The sequence below is a fragment of the Agrobacterium vitis genome (assembly GCF_013337045.2).
Classification (GTDB): Bacteria; Pseudomonadota; Alphaproteobacteria; order Rhizobiales; family Rhizobiaceae; genus Allorhizobium; species Allorhizobium vitis_B.
The window spans coordinates 1,936,758-1,956,923 of the sequence record NZ_CP118259.1; the positions used below are offsets into that span (position 1 = coordinate 1,936,758).

31 protein-coding genes are annotated in these 20,166 nt (G+C 58.6%); 12 read left to right on the forward strand and 19 right to left on the reverse strand.

The features are described 5' to 3' along the window. Nucleotides 1–26 precede the first annotated feature (26 nt). From G6L01_RS09385 to G6L01_RS09415, 7 genes are all read right to left on the reverse strand, one after another. Nucleotides 27–980 carry a hypothetical protein gene (locus G6L01_RS09385; RefSeq protein WP_174089218.1) on the reverse strand — a complete coding sequence of 318 codons (954 nt, stop codon included), beginning with the start codon at nt 978–980 and terminating at the stop codon, nt 27–29. After that, nucleotides 977–1,360, reverse strand: coding sequence for a hypothetical protein (locus tag G6L01_RS09390; RefSeq protein ID WP_174089219.1), 384 nt, complete (start codon nt 1,358–1,360; stop codon nt 977–979). The genes G6L01_RS09385 and G6L01_RS09390 overlap by 4 nt, the downstream gene beginning before the upstream one ends. Then, a complete protein-coding gene (locus tag G6L01_RS09395) occupies nt 1,357–2,958 on the reverse strand; it encodes a portal protein (RefSeq protein WP_156584089.1) in 1,602 nt (533 codons plus the stop codon). The genes G6L01_RS09390 and G6L01_RS09395 overlap by 4 nt, the downstream gene beginning before the upstream one ends. After that, entirely contained in the window at nt 2,958–3,164 is a 207-nt protein-coding gene (locus G6L01_RS09400) for a hypothetical protein (RefSeq protein ID WP_143116650.1), read from the reverse strand. The genes G6L01_RS09395 and G6L01_RS09400 overlap by 1 nt, the downstream gene beginning before the upstream one ends. Then, on the reverse strand, nt 3,148–3,552 hold the full coding sequence (locus G6L01_RS09405) for a hypothetical protein (protein ID WP_174089220.1): 405 nt from the start codon (nt 3,550–3,552) through the stop codon (nt 3,148–3,150). Before G6L01_RS09405 ends, G6L01_RS09400 begins: the two co-directional genes overlap by 17 nt. Then, a complete protein-coding gene (locus tag G6L01_RS09410) occupies nt 3,540–5,021 on the reverse strand; it encodes a hypothetical protein (protein WP_174096376.1) in 1,482 nt (493 codons plus the stop codon). Before G6L01_RS09410 ends, G6L01_RS09405 begins: the two co-directional genes overlap by 13 nt. 500 nt (nt 5,022–5,521) lie before the next feature. Then, complete coding sequence (locus tag G6L01_RS09415; RefSeq protein ID WP_174089222.1) at nt 5,522–6,202, reverse strand: hypothetical protein; 681 nt, start codon at nt 6,200–6,202, stop codon at nt 5,522–5,524. A 686-nt stretch (nt 6,203–6,888) separates the two neighbouring features. Here G6L01_RS09415 and G6L01_RS09420 point away from each other — a divergent pair. After that, a complete protein-coding gene (locus G6L01_RS09420; protein ID WP_174096377.1) occupies nt 6,889–7,194 on the forward strand; it encodes a helix-turn-helix transcriptional regulator in 306 nt (101 codons plus the stop codon). 362 nt (nt 7,195–7,556) lie between these two features. Next, nucleotides 7,557–7,799 carry a hypothetical protein gene (locus tag G6L01_RS09425; RefSeq protein WP_345799414.1) on the forward strand — a complete coding sequence of 81 codons (243 nt, stop codon included), beginning with the start codon at nt 7,557–7,559 and terminating at the stop codon, nt 7,797–7,799. 86 nt (nt 7,800–7,885) lie between these two features. On the opposite strand, the gene G6L01_RS09430 is transcribed toward G6L01_RS09425, so the two are convergent. The 12 genes from G6L01_RS09430 to G6L01_RS09485 form a co-directional block, all read right to left on the reverse strand. After that, the gene (locus G6L01_RS09430; RefSeq protein WP_174089224.1) at nt 7,886–9,766 is read right to left on the reverse strand and encodes a hypothetical protein; all 1,881 of its coding nucleotides are present in this window, start codon (nt 9,764–9,766) and stop codon (nt 7,886–7,888) included. A gap of 71 nt (nt 9,767–9,837) precedes the next feature. Beyond that, nucleotides 9,838–10,353 (reverse strand): DUF2829 domain-containing protein, encoded by a 516-nt coding sequence (locus tag G6L01_RS09435; protein ID WP_071207422.1) that lies wholly within the window; start codon nt 10,351–10,353, stop codon nt 9,838–9,840. 32 nt (nt 10,354–10,385) lie between these two features. Then, complete coding sequence (locus tag G6L01_RS09440) at nt 10,386–11,168, reverse strand: hypothetical protein (RefSeq protein WP_071207420.1); 783 nt, start codon at nt 11,166–11,168, stop codon at nt 10,386–10,388. Nucleotides 11,169–11,186: 18 nt separating this feature from the next. Continuing rightward, complete coding sequence (locus tag G6L01_RS09445; protein WP_071207418.1) at nt 11,187–11,480, reverse strand: DUF2312 domain-containing protein; 294 nt, start codon at nt 11,478–11,480, stop codon at nt 11,187–11,189. Continuing rightward, the gene (locus G6L01_RS09450; protein WP_081356547.1) at nt 11,477–12,037 is read right to left on the reverse strand and encodes a dATP/dGTP pyrophosphohydrolase domain-containing protein; all 561 of its coding nucleotides are present in this window, start codon (nt 12,035–12,037) and stop codon (nt 11,477–11,479) included. Before G6L01_RS09450 ends, G6L01_RS09445 begins: the two co-directional genes overlap by 4 nt. Next, on the reverse strand, nt 12,037–13,158 hold the full coding sequence (locus tag G6L01_RS09455) for a DUF7146 domain-containing protein (RefSeq protein WP_174089225.1): 1,122 nt from the start codon (nt 13,156–13,158) through the stop codon (nt 12,037–12,039). Before G6L01_RS09455 ends, G6L01_RS09450 begins: the two co-directional genes overlap by 1 nt. After that, nucleotides 13,155–13,367, reverse strand: coding sequence for a hypothetical protein (locus G6L01_RS09460; protein WP_149916849.1), 213 nt, complete (start codon nt 13,365–13,367; stop codon nt 13,155–13,157). Before G6L01_RS09460 ends, G6L01_RS09455 begins: the two co-directional genes overlap by 4 nt. Next, on the reverse strand, nt 13,367–13,909 hold the full coding sequence (locus G6L01_RS09465; RefSeq protein WP_174089226.1) for a hypothetical protein: 543 nt from the start codon (nt 13,907–13,909) through the stop codon (nt 13,367–13,369). Before G6L01_RS09465 ends, G6L01_RS09460 begins: the two co-directional genes overlap by 1 nt. Nucleotides 13,910–13,995: 86 nt before the next feature. Further along, nucleotides 13,996–14,259, reverse strand: coding sequence for a hypothetical protein (locus tag G6L01_RS09470; protein WP_071201803.1), 264 nt, complete (start codon nt 14,257–14,259; stop codon nt 13,996–13,998). Nucleotides 14,260–14,491: 232 nt separating this feature from the next. Beyond that, a complete protein-coding gene (locus G6L01_RS09475; RefSeq protein ID WP_156585752.1) occupies nt 14,492–14,761 on the reverse strand; it encodes a hypothetical protein in 270 nt (89 codons plus the stop codon). Then, on the reverse strand, nt 14,758–15,096 hold the full coding sequence (locus G6L01_RS09480; RefSeq protein WP_156585750.1) for a hypothetical protein: 339 nt from the start codon (nt 15,094–15,096) through the stop codon (nt 14,758–14,760). Before G6L01_RS09480 ends, G6L01_RS09475 begins: the two co-directional genes overlap by 4 nt. After that, entirely contained in the window at nt 15,093–15,308 is a 216-nt protein-coding gene (locus tag G6L01_RS09485; protein ID WP_174089227.1) for a helix-turn-helix domain-containing protein, read from the reverse strand. Before G6L01_RS09485 ends, G6L01_RS09480 begins: the two co-directional genes overlap by 4 nt. Nucleotides 15,309–15,474: 166 nt before the next feature. Between G6L01_RS09485 and G6L01_RS09490 the strand changes: the two genes are divergently transcribed. The 10 genes from G6L01_RS09490 (at nt 15,475) to G6L01_RS09535 (ending at nt 20,166) form a co-directional block, all read left to right on the forward strand. After that, on the forward strand, nt 15,475–16,029 hold the full coding sequence (locus G6L01_RS09490) for a LexA family protein (protein WP_174089228.1): 555 nt from the start codon (nt 15,475–15,477) through the stop codon (nt 16,027–16,029). Nucleotides 16,030–16,422: 393 nt separating this feature from the next. Then, nucleotides 16,423–16,698: a hypothetical protein gene (locus G6L01_RS09495; protein ID WP_174089229.1), complete on the forward strand. Its 276-nt coding sequence runs from the start codon at nt 16,423–16,425 to the stop codon at nt 16,696–16,698. Continuing rightward, nucleotides 16,695–16,898: a hypothetical protein gene (locus G6L01_RS09500; RefSeq protein WP_156585744.1), complete on the forward strand. Its 204-nt coding sequence runs from the start codon at nt 16,695–16,697 to the stop codon at nt 16,896–16,898. The genes G6L01_RS09495 and G6L01_RS09500 overlap by 4 nt, the downstream gene beginning before the upstream one ends. Further along, the gene (locus G6L01_RS09505) at nt 16,895–17,164 is read left to right on the forward strand and encodes a hypothetical protein (protein ID WP_174089230.1); all 270 of its coding nucleotides are present in this window, start codon (nt 16,895–16,897) and stop codon (nt 17,162–17,164) included. The genes G6L01_RS09500 and G6L01_RS09505 overlap by 4 nt, the downstream gene beginning before the upstream one ends. Beyond that, nucleotides 17,161–17,442, forward strand: coding sequence for a hypothetical protein (locus tag G6L01_RS09510; protein WP_174089231.1), 282 nt, complete (start codon nt 17,161–17,163; stop codon nt 17,440–17,442). The genes G6L01_RS09505 and G6L01_RS09510 overlap by 4 nt, the downstream gene beginning before the upstream one ends. Then, complete coding sequence (locus G6L01_RS09515; protein WP_267967456.1) at nt 17,442–17,570, forward strand: hypothetical protein; 129 nt, start codon at nt 17,442–17,444, stop codon at nt 17,568–17,570. The genes G6L01_RS09510 and G6L01_RS09515 overlap by 1 nt, the downstream gene beginning before the upstream one ends. Before the next feature lie 229 nt (nt 17,571–17,799). Next, nucleotides 17,800–18,216: a Lar family restriction alleviation protein gene (locus G6L01_RS09520; protein WP_174089232.1), complete on the forward strand. Its 417-nt coding sequence runs from the start codon at nt 17,800–17,802 to the stop codon at nt 18,214–18,216. Further along, entirely contained in the window at nt 18,213–18,470 is a 258-nt protein-coding gene (locus tag G6L01_RS09525; RefSeq protein WP_174089233.1) for a hypothetical protein, read from the forward strand. The genes G6L01_RS09520 and G6L01_RS09525 overlap by 4 nt, the downstream gene beginning before the upstream one ends. Beyond that, nucleotides 18,467–18,976 (forward strand): hypothetical protein, encoded by a 510-nt coding sequence (locus G6L01_RS09530; RefSeq protein WP_071207387.1) that lies wholly within the window; start codon nt 18,467–18,469, stop codon nt 18,974–18,976. The genes G6L01_RS09525 and G6L01_RS09530 overlap by 4 nt, the downstream gene beginning before the upstream one ends. Before the next feature lie 2 nt (nt 18,977–18,978). Next, nucleotides 18,979–20,166 carry a tyrosine-type recombinase/integrase gene (locus G6L01_RS09535; protein ID WP_071207384.1) on the forward strand — a complete coding sequence of 396 codons (1,188 nt, stop codon included), beginning with the start codon at nt 18,979–18,981 and terminating at the stop codon, nt 20,164–20,166.

Here is a 20,166-nt window from a genome sequence, read left to right on the forward strand (position 1 = left end):
CCACCGGGCGGGAACCGTTCAGTGCGTCAGCCGATCAGCCGCTGATAATCCGCTTGCAGCGCGTCATGGCTGGCCTTGTCGAATTTCGGGCTGCCGGGGGTATTTTCCGGCAACGCCGCACGGCGTGACAGTTCCGCCCGCGCATCATTACCGCCGCCAGCACCCGGCAGACCCATGGCAGGCCCCTTGTGACCGCCAGAACCTTGCGCCCGAAGGAATTCAATGAATTCATGCCCGCGCGCGCTATCGCCCAGCATGGCCTTGGCAAAATCACCGGCTTCCTTGGAAAGCCCGCCCTTTTCCTTGCCCATGGCCACCATCTGGTCGACATAGGCAAAGTTTTCATTCATCCGCTTTTCAACGGCGATCTTCTGCTGCGCTTCCGGTAGATGCTTGGCATTCTCCGGCACCAGGGCTTGCCGTTCGGCCACCACGTCAATGGGCGGTTCCAGCAAATTCATTTCAGCCGAGACAGAAAGGAAACTCTGCACCATAGCCTGAAAGGCTGGCACCGATATCTTATGCTCCAGAGCCTTGTCGCTGACCCGCTTGAACAGGTCATCGTCTTTCAACGTATCCAGATGGACTTTGATATTTTCGGGAACCTCCCCCGAAAACTCGCTATACGCTTTCGGATCGTCCGGAATTTTCGCATCCGCATCCCGCGTGCGATAACCGTCGAGCGCCTTTTTCATGTTGTCGATTGTCTGCTGATCGTTGGCACCAAGCATATGATCGGGCAGGCCTTCGGGGCGATAGATCGAAGGAGCGGCGGCGGTTGACCCGTCCGCCGCCGCCCCTTCTGCTGCACCGGGTGGCGATGGAGGCGCGCCCGGCGTTGCATCGGCAGCGTTCTGGGAGGAGGAAGAACCCGCCGAAGGTGTTGCGGCCGCACCGGCGGCCGGAGCGTCACCGCCCCCGCTACCAGCGCCGTCCGCGTCAAAGAAAATCTGTGGCATGCCACGCAAAAGATGCTTCATGATCCAGCTCCATTCTGGGATTGTTTACGGGTGGAATTGATCTGGCTTCCCTTGGCAATTGCCTTCAGGATCACCTCGGCAAATCCGTTGATGCCTTGGCGCGTTGCGCCCATCAGGGCGCTTTGCTCAATGGTTGCGCCGGTAATGCGCAGGGGCTGGCGGATGGAAATATCCATCATCCATTCGAACATCTTTCGGCCATGCGCGGTCTGGGACAGCCCCCACATGAATTCCGCCAGATCGTCTTCCGGCTTCAATTCATCCTTGGGACCGTCAAGATTAAACAGGCCTTCCAGCCCTTCCCAGCCATTTCCGGCCACACCTTGTTCCAGCAAATCAAGCGGCTGCGCCTCTCGGCCCGCGATAAATGGCCCCGTCATGCCGCCGCCCTCATATCCTGCGCCGCCGCATCACCAACCACTTTAGGGGCCTGCTTGGCGGCTTCCTGCGCAAACATTGCAGCCATTTGCTGCTGTTGCTCCTGCTGTATTTGAGCCATGATCGCCTGTTTTTCTTCCTCATTCGGGATCAAATCCTTGTCGATCTGCAATCCTTCACCGATCCGCTCCATGATCTTGTCCATGTTCTCATAGAGCCTAGCCTGTTCCGGCCCGACGAAATTCGCCACGAGATCATGGTAGTTGGCGATGGCATTCAGCCGGTCAGCATTCAGGGCCGCCTTCATGGGCGAGCGCACCGAGATCGCAATCAGCAGGTCATCGACATTGGCAACCATCGGCAGAATGCCGAACCCAGACAGGATTTCCGCCACGCGCGGCACGATGACAGGCATGATCTCATTCACCAGCCGCCCGAAGGCACCGATATGGATGTTTGCCCCTTGCTGCATCCGCCCGGTCATTTCCGAGGCAGAACGCGGCGTACCCTGATATTCCGGCAGGCGGTTGTCAAACGTGGCCTGCTTGATCTGGCTTTGCAGATCGCCAACCAGCACATTCGCCACATTCATGTTGCCGGGCGTATCCAGCCGCGACACATCCGGCCCCATCATGCCGCCGGTCGATTGCATCGCCCAGAATTCACCAGGCCCCATCCGCACATTGTTGGGGTTGAACGTACCGCCCGACCGATAAGCCCAGATACCCAGCATCGAAATCGCCGCTGTTTTCAGCGCCAGTTCCTGCACCTTGTTCAGGGTTTTAATGGTCGGCAACGCCGTCAGGATCACGCCCCGGCCATAAGCTTCGCCTGGCACACGATAGTAGCGCGGCACGGCAATCGGCTGGGTGCGATAGCGTTCATGCCGGATCGGCACGGCGCTCTTGTCGACATAGGCGACGAAATGCCAGCCGCCGCCGGGCAGGCTATCAGCGTAGAAATCCTGATAGAGCGTCGTCTCATCGGAAGCGTGGGATTTCGCTTTTTCCTTCACATCGTCAGGGAAATCCCCATCCGGGAACGCGCCCACCAGCTGCTCGTATTCGATCTGCTGTTTCCAGCTGACGTAATTCACCCGGCCAAAGGCATCGACACCAATCGCCAGCTGGTCGAACGGAATGGCGCAGAACATCACCGGCTTGTCGGGCGTTCCCTTCACCGGCAGAATGGCACCGGTTCCCACCGAAAGATCGACGCACATTTCATGAACCGCCGTATCCCAGTCACCCGCCAGAAAAAACGGATGGATCAGGGTCGAGGTCTCGTAAAGGATGCGGTCGAGCTGCTTTCGGTCCGGCGCGGAAAGCTTCATGGCCGCCAGCGGCCCGGTTTCGAGCACAAAGGCAGGCTGACCCGCCGGGAACAAGCTGCGCTGTAGGTTACCGGCAAAGTACATGGCCGACATCGGCGCGGTCATATCAAACAATTTATCGGCGTATTTCAACTTCCCAGCGCCACCAGGGCGGCGCATCGGCACGGCAAAATCATAGGCTTCCTGATAAATCGACGTCCAGGGCGCCCGCTGGCCCCAGATCTTATCCTTGCGCCGGATAACGGATTTCAGATCAAAGGCCGCCATCAGGACAGAACCGCCGTGGCACCGGTCGAGCCGCCATCTTCGAACAGCCTGCGGCCACGCGGCGTGCGCCGGGTCGCAAGGATCTTGCTGTCACTGGTGTTCAATGATTGCAATTGCCGGTCGTTCGCTACCTGCTGGAGCTGCTGGCTTTTTTTCTGCTCATCACTTTGCCCGCCGCCGAACAACCCCTTAACCGTGTTTGACATGCTTCCCGCTCCACTTCCACAGCGTCCCGCCAGCGGGCGTAAAGCCCACAAGGCGCGCCATGCGCGAACCGGTCTTGTTGCCGTCCATCACATGGCAGATGATCACGGCCCCAGTGTCGACCAGCCGGGCGAGCGTTAAGTGGGCGAAGCGGCACAGTTCGAGCATCCTCTCGCGTGCGCGTGCGCGTAAGGCCAGCGCGAATTCCCAAGTGCCGTCCCCACGGCTCACGAGAAACGCCATCGCCAGCAACCCGTCATCATCGAAAATCGAAATGCTATCGCCGTTCTGATGCTGCCAAAGGAACACCTTCCGCGTCACCGACCACGGCCCGGCCATGTCAAGGCAATCCGTCAGCAGCGCCGGACTTTCAAACCTCAGACATCCCATACCGAGAAATCCCGTTTCGGGCCGGTCGCGCGGTCTTGCCGATGGCGATGCAGGTTTTCGACATTCGACGGCAAGGTGGATTGAGCCGCATGGGCCGTCAGAGCGGCAATGCCGAGAATACCAAGGCAGCGATATTGCTCACCGTCATGCGGGTGAGAGTAACTGTTTTTGACAACTAGCCCCTTGTCCGTCTCAGAGGTTGAGGTCTTTTTCGTAAACTTGTAGTGGGCCGCAAATCCGCCACGAATAACCTTGCAACCAGGGTCGATGATGTATCCCGGCGTGTTGTTATCCAGCCGAAGCCCAAGGTAATGCTTCACCGCCTCTTGGCGAATAGATGGCTCATTCGACGGCGCGGGATTGATCTGAAAGCGCACCACGCTTTGCAACGTGTTGATCCAGTGGAATTCACCCGTGGAGCTATCGGCCCCATACCACGCCGAAGGGTCACCCCACGCATGCACGAAGGCAGCACCCGCAAACCGCCCCATCATCAGCGCGACCATCATATGGCCAAAGCGTGTTGGCCCGGTTCCCGGCGGTGCAACCAGCTCGGCCAGCAATCTGTTCTGCCCGCTTGGCGACAACTGCCCAAAGGTCGCCGCTGGCGAACCGCCTGCGTCAATCCCGATCGTCAAACCCAGCTGTGGGACAAATTGTATTTCCTGATCGGCACAATGAAATTCAACCGAAAAATCATCTTCATAGACCGGAGTTCCATCCTTGGCATAGGCCGGCAACGAATGAACCATTCGACGCACAACAGCCTTATCCTTGGTAATCGCCTCTTCCTTTTGGTAGGAACTTCGCGGCTTGCCAGCCCTATTCTCAGCATGGGGAGATAGCCCGCCGGGTTGCCAGAACCCATTCCAGCCTGGCGTAATATCCTGCACGATAATTCCCGGTTTCCCCTCTTGCCCGAAAGGGATCGTATAGGCAGGATGATCCATATCCGGCGGGTTCATATCCCCCCAGGCAATCTGAGGGACGACCAATTCGGTATCCGAAATCTCCAAACCCATACGCCGCATTTGGGCACGGCCATCTTTCGAAACCCGTTCCAGCTCAGATGGAGCAATCATTTCCATCGGGGGATAACGGCCACAACGACCAAGGAAGAGCGGCAGGGTCTTTTCCGGCATCAGGTCATACTCGTTGACCCACGCCATTGAAATTTCATACCCTTTTGCAAACTCCTCAAGATCGTTATCACCGACTGCGCCGGTTTCCATGATATACTGGATCTTGATTTTATCCGCGCCGCGATAAGCTTCCCATTCCAGCGTGTGAACGATGGGACGATCCTGCCCTCCGTCATGCTTGACCTCCCATTCACAACCGAGAGGAAATTTCCCGTACCAGCTTTCCAAGGCTGTCTTCGCAAAGCTCCGATAGGTATTTCGCACGCAGAGCGTTTTCACGCGCACCCAGCCATCCTTGCAGACTGGCATGTACTGCGCCGCAATCATCGGGCCTTTCATCACGGAACAGACTGTTTTGCCTGATCCACCTGGCCCCATAATGACATCAATTGGCCCACGCGATTTCAAAAACGCCGCCCCAATCGGTCCCGGCGGCCGATAATTCTTGATGTCCACACCCATACCCGCAACCCTCCATAAGCCGCCAGAAATCGCGCGCCCGCGCCCGCTCTGTCGAAATAGAGATTAGGTCGGCCACAAATGGGTTCACTGGCAAAGGCCCGGGCGGGCCGGTGTGTGTGAGCCGAGAGGCCCGGGGTGGGGTGGCGCGCGCGGATTTTTGAAGCGCCGCCGCCCGCGCCTGCACACGCACGCGAGGGGGTCCCCACCAGGCGCGACCACGCGGCGGGCGCACGGCGGGGAAATGCCCGCCGGTTCAAACCGCCCTAATGATTTATGATTATTGCGATATCGAATGATATCAGTGACTTAACAACCGTGCGACATGACCATTCCAATGTCGCACGGCTAACACATTGAATTCATTATCACGGATCGGGGAATTTGGTCAGGTCGAGGATATCGCTCTTATCCGCCTTCGGTGCTTCCATGTCACCGATGAACATGATCCCCATGGCCGACTTCTTGTCAACATTCAGCTTTGTCGGGGCCTTGCTCTCGAAATACGGCAACAGCTCGGCGTTGGCCTTGCCGATGATATCCTGCGCCTTGACCATCAGCTCAACCGCGTCATCCCGCTTGATGACGCCAGTCAGCACCATCTTGGCTAGCCACTCATGCGCCGCAACGCCCTCGGGCGGATCAGGCCACAAGCCCAGCTCCAGCGCCAGCGCCGCCGGATCGGCATTCGCCATGGCGGCAAGGTTGAGGCCAGGGTGGCGATAGCCCATGCGCTGCAACACATCGGCAAATTCCCGGCTGGACTTGTTCTGGCTGCCTTTCGGCCTCCCTCTCCCGCGTCTGGCGATATCGATTTGGTTCGCCACATGGCGCACCGGCCCGGAGAACAAGGCCATCTGCTCGTCCATCTCATCAAGCATCAACGATGGTTGCTCGGCCTCTTCCTCCTGTCCGGTCAGCCGCGCCGCCAGATCGCCCATGGCGTCGGCAACCGCCGCCTTGACCGCGCCAACCTTGGCCGCCGCAGGATTTTCGCCCGGCGTGTGTGCTCCAAAAAGCCCCGAATTCTCGCCTTTTCCGTCATCCATCACTATCACCCGATTTGTTTATTCGGTTGGTGGCCTGTTACCGCAATGTTACCGCGTTGTTACCGAGATCATTAATGAATTCAATTCAGTAACATAAGTAACAGGGTAACAAGACAAATCTTCATACGTATACGCGCGCGCGTATGGGGATACATTTCCTTGTTACCGTGTTACCGACCACTAACCGCATGATTTCCTTGATGTTCTCGGTAACATTTAGCTGTTACCGGCTTGTTACCGGCTTGTTACCGGCCCTCTCCCGTCCCCGGAAGGTAGCGGATTGCTCCGCCATATCGCACCGTGCCACGCCCTTGGCTGCGTTAGTTGCCTGCGCCCTTCTTATCGCCAGCGCTATGCGCCACGCGGGCAGGTCGATGGCGGTAAGGCGCAAGGATTGATCCGCGATGGCGCAGGATGGGGAGACCGGCCACGGCCTTGACGATTTTATGTCGCCTGTCTCCGGTCTCGAAACGCCAACGCGGCGCAGGCTCCGCTTTTTATCCCTCCGGGGCGGGGGTTTATGTTAAGTGCGGCGGCAATTTTTGGGGTATTGGTGGCGCAATCGCGATAGGGCGTGGGCTTACGGAATGCAATTTCCACTCGCTAGCGGTGGCCCTCTCGATGGCCTTATATCCAAAGCAATGAGTGAGCTTTACAAGATCCGGGAATGGCGGCGCGCAATGCGCATGAAGCAGGTTGATTTGGCCGCCAGAGCGGGCAAGTCGCCACAGGCCATCTCTGCTATCGAGAACGGCGGCCGCGCGCGCCTAGCAACCATGCAGGCAATAGCAGGAGCGCTCGGCATCACTCTGGAAGAGCTGACAACGCGCCCTCCTCGCAATCCCAAAATGCTGCCTGACGTCATCGAGGACGTGGCGCGCGCTGGCCGTATCATGGTGGCGATTGCTCGGATTGCGGCGAATGACTGTCAAGAAATTCCGCCACTGATCGCGGCTTTTGAAAAAATCGGTGGCCGTTCTCGCACTCGCTAAAGCGCGGGCATTCATAGCAGCCCGTCAACAGTTCGGCTGCGCGCAGCTCATTGCTGGACAGCTTGTCCAGCACCGTTGATACTCTCTTGCGCGTGATCATGCTTACTCCATCCATCCAGCCTAATATTAGGCGAGATGAATGTTTTAATGATGAGCATTCACGCTAAAAAAATTTCAAGTTTGTTAAGCCTTAGACAAGCATTTCACCCCCAAAAATTGCGGGGAAATTTGCCCGTGAAACTTTAAGTTAGAAATATCTTCAAAAGAACCACTCAATCAAACGCTTTGACAGCTAAAGCAATGGTTGCTTTACTACTTTCGAGAGCGCGACACTTTGTTTTTATTGCGTAAATCGGGGAATAATGATGACGGAACAACCTTTGCACCACCTAGAGGGCGCGTTGATAGACTTGCGGGCAATGATCACAATATGCCTGCGCCTGCATGAAACAGCCCTGCCCGCCGATCTTCCGACCCTTACGCATGATCTGATCACTCTGTTCTATATCATGCTGGAGAAGATCGAGGCGGCCGAGAGCGGCACAAATCAACTGTATCGCGCTGACTACAGCCGCTCGGCCCCGCCGGTCACATGTCCCGCGTAGGGCGATCAAGCCTTTCCCAGCCAAAATAAAACCCGCCGGATCGCTCCAGCGGGTTCATATGGCATCCAGCCCGAGGGCGGGGGAAATCACTCTAGCACATCCGCCCCGCCCACAATCGCAGTCTGGTAGGCCTCGAAATCCACCACAATGCAGCGTTTCGGTTCGCGGCTGATCTTCACCAACGGCGTGGTCTTGGTGACGATATAGTCAGGCGCTTGCTTCAGTGCCTGGTTCCAACCACCGCTCTGGTAATCCGTGCCCTCAAAGATCCGTGCCACGCGGGTGTCATTGACAGGCACGGCCAGCCCGTAGCCTTCAAACAGCTTGCCGGGCTGAGTTAGGCCCACACCGGCATTGCCCAGCGCCTGGCGGGCATCGTCGAGCGTCATCAGCTCGCCGCCCGCCCTCACCGACATGATGATATCGTGGATTGACTGTTTCTCGCCGCGCTTCCAGACCTCTGGCATATGCTCCAGCACGCGGGAAATCACATCCTGCCATTTTTCCGTCTGTTCGGATCGCTCGATGGCGGTCGCCTGTTTCAGCAGGTCGATGGCATGTTCGGGATCGTCGGCCGGAAAGCCGATATCGATCATGCCTTGCTCACCCACCAGCAGCTCGGCCGTCGCCAGCAGCGTGCCATAGGTATCGATCTGGCGGGCGTCGAAACCAGCCTCATGCAACAGCCGACGCCAGCGCGGCAACACATGCATGTCGAAATCGTGCCAGCCGTCCATGATCTGCCGCAGCAGCATCCGCCCAGCCACATCGGAGACAACAGGTTCACCCTTGCCGTCATTTTCCAGCGTCTTGAGCTGCAAAATCGCCATGCGGCTCTTGTCCTGCACAGCAAGCGGCGGATGCATGATGGCCGAGAACATGAAGGCCGATCGTAGCTCGAATTCGACGCCTTCATGGTTCGCGCCACCGCGATAAAGCTTTGCACCGGAATAGGCCTGGCGCGCCAGTTCGATAATCGCCTGTTCCTTAAACCCGCTGGCCTTGGCCTCGAATTCGTCGATCGCTACCGGGCGGCTGTCCTGGCCGAGGTTCTGATAGATGCCGGCGGCTGTGGTGTTGGCCGTGGCATAGAGCGTCTGACCGAAAATCGCCTTGATGATATCGTGCAGCGTGGATTTACCCGTGCCACGTCCGCCAGTGATAAAGATGATCGGACGGGTTTTCAGCGCCGCACCCATCAGCGACGAGCCAATCCAGCCCAGCAGAAACAGCGGATCGAGGCTGGGGCGATGCCAGTTCCATGTGCCGAAATCCTGCAACAGCTGATGCGCCGGGCTATCGCGCCAGCCAATCGGGCTTTTCCACGGCTGGAGAATATCACTGTCCTGGCGGTAATACATGCCGCCATATTCGCCGGTCGGGGCGCGCTGCAAATTCCAGTCTGCGGCCTTGCCGTCTTTCTGCTTGGTTTGCACCGTCCAGATATGGCGGCCGGAATGCCAGATGAATTGTTCTCCATCCTTCCAGCCGCCCCGACCGCGCACATTGTCCTGCGGATCGAAGATACCGCGACGGCCCGCCTCGCTGATAATCGCTTCCCAAGCCTTGTCGCGCTCGACACGCTTCACCTTTGGCGGCAACGCCTCCCCGGTTTCCGGGTCGGCTTCCGCTTTGCCAAATGCAGGCCACGCCCAGTGCAGATAATTGATGTAGGGCGAAAACAGTTTCAGCAGCGTCGGATAATCAAACCGGCTGATTTCGTGCAAGCCGCCCGTGGCGCCGACGCAATAGACCACCTCGCCTTTCATGCCCAGCACCGTGACGGGGCATTTCGGCGGCATGGCATCATGCGGCGCGCCGGGCCATTGGCCGGGACGAATGCCATCACGGGCAAGGTTCTTGTCGGGATCGACAGTATCCCGGCCTTCCCCCACCTCCTCCAGCGCATCGAGAAAATGCGCCCGCGCACCGGCAACGCCGCCCTGCAATTTTGGTTTCTTGGTCATCTGCCCCGCCGCGCACCGTCATGAGATAAAAAAAACGGCGCGCCGGATCTCCAGCGCGCCGGGCATGGGTTTCAGGCTACGATCTGCCAGTCGTCGGCGAGCATGTCCGTTTGAGAGGCCAGCCAACCGACAACAATCGCCCCATCGGCCGCGCGCATATCGATATGCGGCAAAATCGAGATACTTTCGGCGTCCATTTCAGCAGCACGGAACATAGCGGCGCCACCACGAGCAAGATTTGCGGGAATAACTGTTCCGGTCTGAATAGCGACATACATGCCCTTGCCATTCCAACCGGCCCGCGCGACGCGCTTTCCTTCTTTCATTGCGGCAACGGCATGGCCGAAGCTCATCGCTGATGTCGGCTGATACGCGGCTTCAAACTGCTCTTTCGGGGACCATGAGATATAGCCAGCATGCGCAGAGTGGTTTGATTTTCCGCCATCGAGATATTCGACGAGGTAGCCGTTATCATCCCCATTTTCATCCGATGGCAGCGCCCAGCCGCGATAGTCATTATATTCCTGGCGCGTCATAGGGACGGCCTTAATACGTTTCGTCCCGTAAAATTCCAATGCATCTTCCATGCTCATAGTCTCCTGTTGCGCTTGGGGTGAGGTCAGTAAGTCGGCGTGAAAAAGTCGTCCGCCGGTTCGAAAATCGTGTCTTCAATCGGGGTCGGCGCGGGCGTTTGCCGCTCTTCCTGCGCCTTGGCCTGCGCTTCACGCTCGGCAGCAATGAAGGCGTCCAGATCAAGCAGGGTCTGGATATAGGCCGTCAGGGCGATCCGCTCGGGCGTGGAAATCTCGGCACTGTCGCGCAGCTTGCGGATTTTCAGGTGTTGGGCCAGCACATCGGCGGTGGCGCGGCGACCGATCTTGCGCACGAAACCGGCCATTTCCCGCGCCATTAAGGTGCTGGCCGGATGCGGGCCGCATGTCAGCTCAGCCCCGGCAAGCTTTGCGGCAACCGCCTGGCCCACAGCAATCAGCGCCTGATAGGCCCCGGCCGCCGCAATCATCGGCATGGCCTCCGGTTCCAGCGCTGCGAATTCGCTGTAGCTCATCTGTGCCGCAAGTTCGTCGGCAGAAGCATCTGAACGCGATCCTTGTGTGACATTACCTGCCACAGCCTCTCCGCCCGCGCTTCCGCTATCGCGTCCAAGATCCGATCCGTCAGTGCCTCCGGCGTCTGCCCCGCTGGCACCGTCGATGTCACCACTTGCTTCCTGTGGTGCGGCAGCCCCTGTTGCCGCCGCAGATTGTTCGCCACTTGCACCCGTATCGCTTGCTCCGCCTGCATCCGCCGGCGCTTCGTTTCCAGTGGGTGTTCCATTGCCATCATCCTTTCCAATCGCCCCCGCCAATGCGGCCAGCTCTTCCGGTGTTTTTTCCTTCGCCATGCTCTTTCTCCTGTGAAATCAGTCTTCCGAAGGGTCTTCGCCATGGCCGAGCGCGGCCATGTACGTGTCAAAAATCAAATCCTCTTCCATAAGGGCTTGTGGGTCTTTGGCCCGCGCGGCCACCACGCGCTTAAGCACTTTCTTGTCGAAGCCCATGGATGCGGCTTCGCCATAAACGTCTCTCTTGTCGTCGTTGATGGCCTTATTTTCTTCGTTGAGCCGCTCGATCCGCTCGACGAAGGCGCGCAGCTGGTCGCGGGCAATGCCATGGGCAACGTCCTGCGCGAAACTGTTGTGGCCAGGCCCGGTCATTCACCACCAGCCTTTGCACCTGGCTGTGAAATCTCTCGCCACTTGTAGGTGGTAAGTTTCCCACCGGTTTCGTCCCCTGTTTCGAGGTCAACAATGGGAGAGCCATCAAGGCAGGCAGCGTGACATGGCCCCATAGTTATCTCTGAGGCGCAAACATCATCGTCCCGGAATACGGACGCGCAGATCGGGCATTTTTCAACGTATGCCTCGGTGTCCTCAGCAACGTGCAACACCGCCTTGCCATCTTCTGTGAAGTGCCACGTACGTGCTTTGTTGATGGCGAGTTTTTCGATCATCGCTTGGGTGATCTGATCATCCGTAATTCCGGCCCGTCGCTGCGCATCCCATAGCAGAAACTGCATATCCGCCCATTCGGACAAATCATGCACAGCGCCAGCCGCCTCCAAAGCTTCTTGGCTCAAATGCATCAGCGGACCCACGGGACCAACGTCACCGAACGCTGACTGCGACCACTCAGCATGTTCAAGTCTCACCTTTTGCCGAGGGGAAATGAAAATGCAGTCATCATCTGGCCTTTCCTCCATTGCACTGTTCATCACTCTTCTCCTTGCATCAAATCGTTGAAATCCTTGCCGATATGGCTTTTCTTCGCCACCACGGGTTTGCCAAAGCTTTCCAGCTTTGCCATTTCATCGGCAAATTGCTTTTGTGCCTGGGGCTTGGCCCAGTCATTGTCCTGGCAGATCAAGGCCCACTCTATGCAGGGCAGATTGAGCGGCGCGCCTGACAGCATGGAGAGCGAGCCGACAGCGGCGGCGCGGGCCATGTCACCATTGGCGCGGGCTTGGGAAAGCGCATCCTCGATCCCCTCGCCAAAGATCGCCGGATGCGGCTGGCGGGCTTCCCAGACCGGAAGGTTTTCCGGCCCATGGCTCACCCAGATCATCGCGCCCGCGCATTCGAACCGCATCATCTTGGCGTTTTCGTTGGCTGCTACCGCCAGCTTGACCGGCCGCACCGGATCGAGGAAGGTGTGATGCACGCCCGTCACCTGCCCGGTCGGCGTGCGCATGGCAGAAAGAATGCAGGGAAAGCGCGGCCCGGCCTGCACCTTCACCGAGCGACCACCCTCATTGCGATAGGTCGCCCGAGGCCAGAATTCGAGGCTCGGATGAAACCGGAAGGTATCGGCGGCCAGATTGGGAATGTCATCGAGCGGAATTTTCCGGCCCGCGAAATAGGCCAGCGCATGCGCTTCCGCCGCCGTGCCGCTGCCATAGGCATCCGCGCTCATGAACAGATCATTGGCCCATTTGATCCGCTGGAGACGCTTTTCCTCCGAGATCCGCGCCGCATCGGCCATGGCCTTTTGCGTATCGCGGGCAAAGCGGTCACGCTCTTCCCGGCTCATCTGGCGCAGCCCGAGGAAATCGCGCGCCCAGTCCATCGCCCCACGAAAATCTGTGGCGTTCAGATAGGCAATCAACCCGATCACATCGCCCTTTTCACCGGTGCGATAATCCTTCCACGCACCAACATCCCGCGTCAGCGCCACCTTGAATTCCCGGCTTTGCGCATAATCCCCGGTAATCGGATTATGCGCCACCCAAAGCCGCCCATTCTGCCTGCCATCCGGCAACAGATGCGCGCAAAGCCCGACAATCCGGGCTTTCAGGCCTTCCTTGATTTGCAGGGTGTCGTTGGGGCGGGTGTTCATCGACCTGCCCTCACATCACGGGCAGCATGAATGGTCCGATATACTGCATCTTCTTTCAGCGTCAGCATGCGGGCGATATCGAGCGTATCGAAAAAGCCGCTATTCCAGAGGATAATCACAGCCAGCGCCTGGTTAACTTCAAGCGGCACGGCCATGGCGGCAGACATGGCGGCGGAACGGTTGCGACACAGATCCCAATCATCAGCCATTACAAAAACACCTCCTCAACCGCGCCGATCATCGTCTGCACCTGCGCATCGCCGCGCAGATCCTCCATGTCTTTCAGCATGCCGCAGACGGCGGCGCGCGACAGGCCAGCGGCGCGGGCCAGATCGGCCTGCTTGATGCCCAACTGCACATTGGCGATGTAGATGGCGATCCGCCGCAGATGGGCGGCCCGCATCCATTCCGCATCCGCCGTGGCCCGCTTGGCCGGATCGGCGGCCAGCACCGGGCCGGGCGATACACCGGCAATGGTGCAGACCAGCCACAGGAGCAGCCGATATTGCGCCGTCAAAGGATCATGCCGGGCATGGGATTTTCCAACCACCGCCGCCAGCGCACGGCCAGCGGAAGCCCTGTCATGCGCGCCCTTTGCCTTCTGCAAATCGACAATCGCCGTGGTCAAACGCACATGGGCCTTTTCGGTCAACGAGCACTTGCCAGCGCGAACCCGGTAGAGATAACGCGGACACATTGCGGCATGTCGCAACACAACACTTTCCTTGATGCCAAGACGTTGAATACGCATGGAAATATCTCGAATACAGTCATCAGGCATCCGCATTTCAAACCTCGAAAGCGAGAGCCGTACGCAATACAAATCGGCGGGAAATTTCAGGGGCGCGCTATCGTCAACATGACTTCCGCGTAGGTATTCAAAGGCATAGCGCCAAGCGCGCGCGGTGCGCGCATCCGGGACAGTTCCCATTCCAGATAGACAACACCATCGAAGAACCCGGCAATTTGCAGCCGGTTGCGAATGGTCATTTCATACTTGGAAAGCACCATCAGCGGGCAGGTCAGCAGCCACACCGCCCGCTCCTGATGCGTCCGGCAATCCGATAGCTGCTGGATTTCATCGACAAGATGCAGATCCATCACGCCACCTCGGCGGTCTGTCGCCGCTGCAATGCGCGCTCACGCTTCGCTACCGCGTAGAATTCGCGGTATGCGATGGCATTTCGCCGCCTTACCTCAACGGGAGCTGGTATTTTTGCGCGCTTGTAACGATCATATTCGTTAAGCGCCTTCCGTAACTCGCAGGCCTTAGAGCCATCGTCGCAATCAGGGAGCCTACAATTGAGGCATGGATGTTCAGTATGAGCAACCATCACGCCACCTGCCTTTCTGCTTCGCGCGCCCGGCGCTGCTCTTCTCGAAATGCTGCCAGCCGTTCCAGCGTCAACGCTTCCGTTCCCGGCACGATTTCAATCGCAACCCGGTTATCCGCACGGCCGTAATGGGAAAAATCAGCGCCAGCCCAACCCTGCCGCGCCACTTCGCGGGTCAGATCGTCAAGCAGGCTTTGGTGAAACACCCGGTTTTCCGCGATATCCAGCGGAGCCTTGCCGCCATAGGCGATGAGATAAGCGCCGCTCATGCATCCACCCCGCCATAAGCAAAGGGCGCGGGTGTTTTGGTCAGATGCTGGCGGAACTGGTCAAGGCGGCGTTCGTCGAGCGGCTTGAAATGCCGCGCCGTGAAGAACCACTCACTTTCCAGAGGCTGGTATTTCGATGTTGGAACACCCAGACTAACGAATTCCACAAAGGTCAGGCAAAGCACCACTTCGCCATCAGAGCAATCACCCATCTCCGCCGCGCGGATCGTGTAAACCCTGCCTTTTTCAGGAATGATGGAGCAAAAGGATCGAGATTTAGAGAAATCGACCACACACACCACGCGCCGCCCCGGCTGATAGTCTGCCCAGTTCATCGCCCTTCCTCCTGCATGGAATTCAGTTCCCGCCGCCGTTCATCCACCAGCGCATCGAGCGCGGTCGAGAGGCAGGACAGGGTTTCCTCGCGCATATGGCCGCGTCCGCTTTTGCGGCGCGCATAAGTTGTCTGATGCACCCCGGCGCGCTGGCAAAGATCGCCCTGCGGAATGCCGGCACGTTTACGACGTTCTTCGATCTGCTCGAACATGCTGCAAATCACCTTGTTCATCTCACTGCTTAGTGTAATAAGCAAAATTGCTTATTCCGCAAGGTGTATTTTAGTGACAGCGTTAGCACTTGCACAGATTAGTTTTGCGCGCATGGCTCTTGATCAGCGCGAAACAAAAGATTGGCTTAAGGCGATTGCCAGGCATATGAACCTGTCATTGAGCCAGCTTGCCCTCAATTCCGGCATGGCCGCATCCACGCTGACGCGGTTCATCAATGATACCACCAACACGGTGGGCATCACCCAGGCCAGCCTTGAGAAGATCTCCCATTATTCCGGCTTCCGGCCCAATCAGATGCCGGGCCACCTGCGCGGCATGGCCGAGCCGGATGCACTTCCGCTTATTCACGACACCGATCAAAAGCCGAATTGGATCATGTCCGCCGTCGAGGCCGCCAAGGCGGGCCGCAATGGCGTGGAAGCATGGTCTATGAAGGGTGCGGCACTGGATGCACTCGGCATTTTTCCGGGCGATATCCTGCTTGTCGACCAGAACAAGCGCGCAAAGACCGGCGATATCGTCCTTGCCCAGCTGGTGGACCACTCCCTAGGCACCGCCGACACGGTGGTGCGCCTCTATCAGGCCCCATTCATCACCACCCACAGCATGCGGCTTGGCCCGCAAAGGCCCGAGCAGGTGGATGATGATCGCGTTTCGATTGTCGGCGTCGTGGTTGGCAGCCTGCGCAATACGCATTAGCTCAAAAGCGACACGTCACACTGAATTTTTGCACGTGCGGAAACCCGACCGCCGCCCCATAACCTTTTCCACAGGTTTGATGACATTTTGCACGTGAGGTTTTTCCGTCGCGGCAAATCTTTTTGCACGTGTGAAATTCCGGCCGACATCAGGGGCGCTGAAAACTTATCCACAGATCAAATGACATTTTGCACGTGTGAACGCTTAGGCGCTCGCTGATTTTTTGCACGTGCAAAAATGGGCATAGCTGCACACCCGGCAGCAGCCACGTGACGCACTTCCAAAACATGCGCCGATCCGAAATCAGCATCATTGCAAATATTGCTTGCCATAATAAGCAATTTCGCTTACTCCTAAGCACCGTAAGCATTTTAGCAAACGGGAGCTTTGCAAATGATCCCCCTGCATCAGCAGACAATAGACGCGGCAGAGATCGCCGCCGCTTTGGGGTACACGTCGAGTTATTTTCTGCGTCTCGTCTCTTCCCTCACCGACCGCCACGGCATGCCCCAGCGCCTGCCCGGCCGCAAACGCTGGTCGCGCCCCGCTATCGAGCAATGGCTGAAAAGCTACGGCGCCACCACCACCCCGGCACAAACCACGCTGCCCCCCACCATCGCCGCCCAGCGCCAGGCGCTGCATGAGGCTTACGCGGGGGTACGGGCATGACCGGCTGCCGCTGCGGTTCCGTATCGATCGACCACGACCGGTACAAGCGTTTGTCTTGCGTACAGAAAATGTCCTTCTGGATGGAAGCCCACGCCTGCGGCAACTGCGGCGGCGTGGCAGCAGGGCCGGAAGTCATTCCGCCCGCCATGGTCACAGCCAGCGCCTATGAGCGCTGCATGGGCCGGGAGGTGCGGCCATGATCGCCATGCCTCTGGCCGACAATCCGGCCATCAACAATCCACGCAAGGCGCTGACCAGCTATCAGCAGGACGCGCTTTGCACCATTAACTTCTACAAGATCGTCCGTTTCAAGTCTGGCTATTGGCTGGCAGGAAAGAAGTCTTTCAAACACAGCTCCATCATGGCGCTGGTGAGCTTCAACCTGCTTCAGATCAGCGGCAACAGCCTTACCCTCACCGTCGCGGGGAAACTGGTGATCGACAAACTCACAGGCGAAAACCAATGACCCAGAGCAAGCAGCCGATCCGCGAGATCATCATGGAGCTGGACAATCTGTCCGCCCGCCAGAAATACCTGTCCGACCAGTTGATTGCCGCCCTGTCCTTGGCTGGCCCTCTGGATGAGGAAGATCAGGCAACCCTCAAATCCAGCGCGCATGACGCCCGCGCCGAAAGCGTCAATTTCGTCGTCACCGCCGCAATGATCCGCGGCGAACAGGAAACCGGCTGCACCACGCGCCAGCTCTTCCGCAATCGTCGCGCCTCGCTTCGCATGGTGCAGTGATGGATTGGCTGTCCTTTTCCCTTGGCATGACGCTCGGCATCATCGCCAGCGTTTTCGCCGCTCTCATCGTCGGCCTCATCCTGGCCTTCTGGGTTCACAAGATCGACGAGAACGACACGATCTATTGATCGTCGCACGTTTCGGCCCCGCCGCCTCCCGGGCGTGGCCGTGAAAGCAGCGGGCCGGTTCATCCCCATCGATCATCCACGATCTGGGGATTGGTGGCGGACCACCGGCCCGCTGCATCCCTTCACCAGTACCCCCAGGCGCTGTCCGTTTGCCCGGCCAGCGCACCACCTGCCCGGCGGCGATCTGTATCGTGTACGCCGCCGGGCTCTTTTTGTTCGGAGACAGGAAATGACCGACACACTTTTGCCCTGCCCGTTTTGCGGCAGCACCGAACTGACTATCGCAGCAAACCAGTTTTCATGGGTAGCGTGCGCTTTCTGCGCCGCCGAAGGCCCGCAAGTTGTCAGTATCAGCGAAGCCACGAAGACATGGAACCGCCGCGCCATGATCGCCGTGGAATGCGGCGGCGAGGCTCCGCCGGTCTATGTCCCCAAAGTGACACCAGTTCTCAAGCTAGAACCGGGCAGGCTCTACGAGAGCCACAATTTCGGCTTAGTCGAATATATTGGCCTTGATCGATTTCATGACGAAACCACGCATGAGTTTCGCATCAGTGGCGCGTCTGGGCTTCATTCAGACCGGAGATACGCAAAGCCGGAAAAGCTCTTTGAGTTTTTGAAGCCATTGGACGGTAGCGCATCATGACCCCCTGTGATTTCCGCACCCACCGTGAATGCGCCTGCCCGCCCGACCAGTGCCAGCAGCAGCGCCCGGCCTATGGTCTTGCCAACCACCGAAAGCCCGTGCCGCTTTACATGCCGTCCCTGCGCGACGGCCTGGCGCTGGCCGCCATGGGTCTCACCCTCTTCCTCGGTGGCGCGCTGCTGCTGGAAACCAGCCTGAAACGGCAAAGCCTGATCGAACAGGAAAGCCGGGCAGTCGTGAGGGCCGCGAAATGACCACCACCATCAAAGCCGAAATCGAAATCAGCAGAACGGGTCGCCTCACCGCGCGCATTCTCGACCCTAAAATTCACTTCACCGGGCATCAAATTGGCGAAGACAATCGGGGCCTGTTCACGGTGCACAGCATCATCGACGGCAAACTCCTATGCGTCAGCGCCACACGCGAACAGGCGGAACAGGCCATCGCCACGGAGTGGCTAGCCTTCACCGCCGCCCACAAGCCGGAAACAAGCCGAGAGCATGCCGCACGGTGGGATAGCTTCCACAAGTTCGGACAGAATGCCGCCGAGAATAATCTACGAAACTTCTTGGCCGACCAGGCCTTGCGCCCAATCCTGAAACCCGGCGACCGCCTCCGCGCCACAAAGGCCGAATGCGGCAAAAAGGAAGCCAGCTTCCTTTTTTCGCACTGGGAACACGGCTGGATCGTCTCGACCGGCGGCAGCAGCATCGCGCCCGGATCGGTCTACAGCATCAACCACGAAATCTTTCGGATCTAGTCATGGCAAAACCATCCACCCCGAAAATCCGCTATGTCGCTTGGCGCAATGGCCGTCCGCGTTTCAATCCATCAGAGACGTTGCGGGCGCGCGGCCATGCCGGGCAGGATCTGAAAGACGAGGCGGGCAACTGGCTGAAAGAGGCCGAGTGCCGCGCCTGGTCGCAGAGCTTCGCGCGCCAGATGGAGGAAGAAGCCCGCCAGAACCGCCGCAAAAAGCCGGGCCGTCCGCGCGCCGCCACAGAAGCCGCTCCAGCGCGGCGCGGTCTCACGCTGGAAACCCTTTTGGAAAACTGGCTGAACACCGCCAGAAACCCAGATATGGCCGACCGCCAGCCCAATACCATCAGGGACTACCGCCAGAAGATCGGCGTCATCGAAAAGCGCGCACAAGATATCTGGTATTCGGCGGCCGAGGCGTTGAGCAAACAGATCTGCCTGGGCCTCTATGACAAGCTGCGCACCGAATGCGGGTTGCACACCGCCCATGCCGTGCTGCGCGTGCTGGGCATCGCCCTGCAATGGGGCATGGATCGCGGCCACCTGCCTTCCATGCTGATCAATCCGGCCCATAAGCTGAAAATGAAAACCCCGCCGCCGCGTATCCGCTTTGCCACCATCAAGGAAATCGACCATCTGGTGAAAGTAGCCGACGCCGGCGGCCGCCCCGAAATGGGCGACATGGTGATTTTCGCCGTCTGGTCAGGCCAGCGGCAGAATGACCGGCTGGCCTTCATCCACACCGGCCACGAAAACGGCCGCATCAAACTGCGCCAGGGCAAGACCGGTGCGCTGGTTTCCATTCCCAAGGCCGAGACCTTCCGCGTGCGGATCGACGCCGCCATGCAGCGCCGCAAGGAAGCGGGCGTGATCTCGCCCAATGTCATTCTGGACGAAAGGCGCTGGCAACCCTTCAAGGCGGACTACTATCGCCATTGCTTCGAAGACCTGCGCAGCGAAGCCGCCAAGACCATGCCCAGCCTGAAAACGCTCCGCGATCAGGATCTGCGCGACACCGCCGTAACATGGCTCGCCATGGCAGGCTGCACCATCCCTGAAATCTGCTCCATCACCGGCCACAGCTTCCAGACCGCCAACGAGGTGATGAAACACTATCTGGCCCTGAATGAAGAACTGGCCGACAGCGCCATGGCGAAAATGGTTCGCTGGCACGAGGGGGAGAGCAAGTGA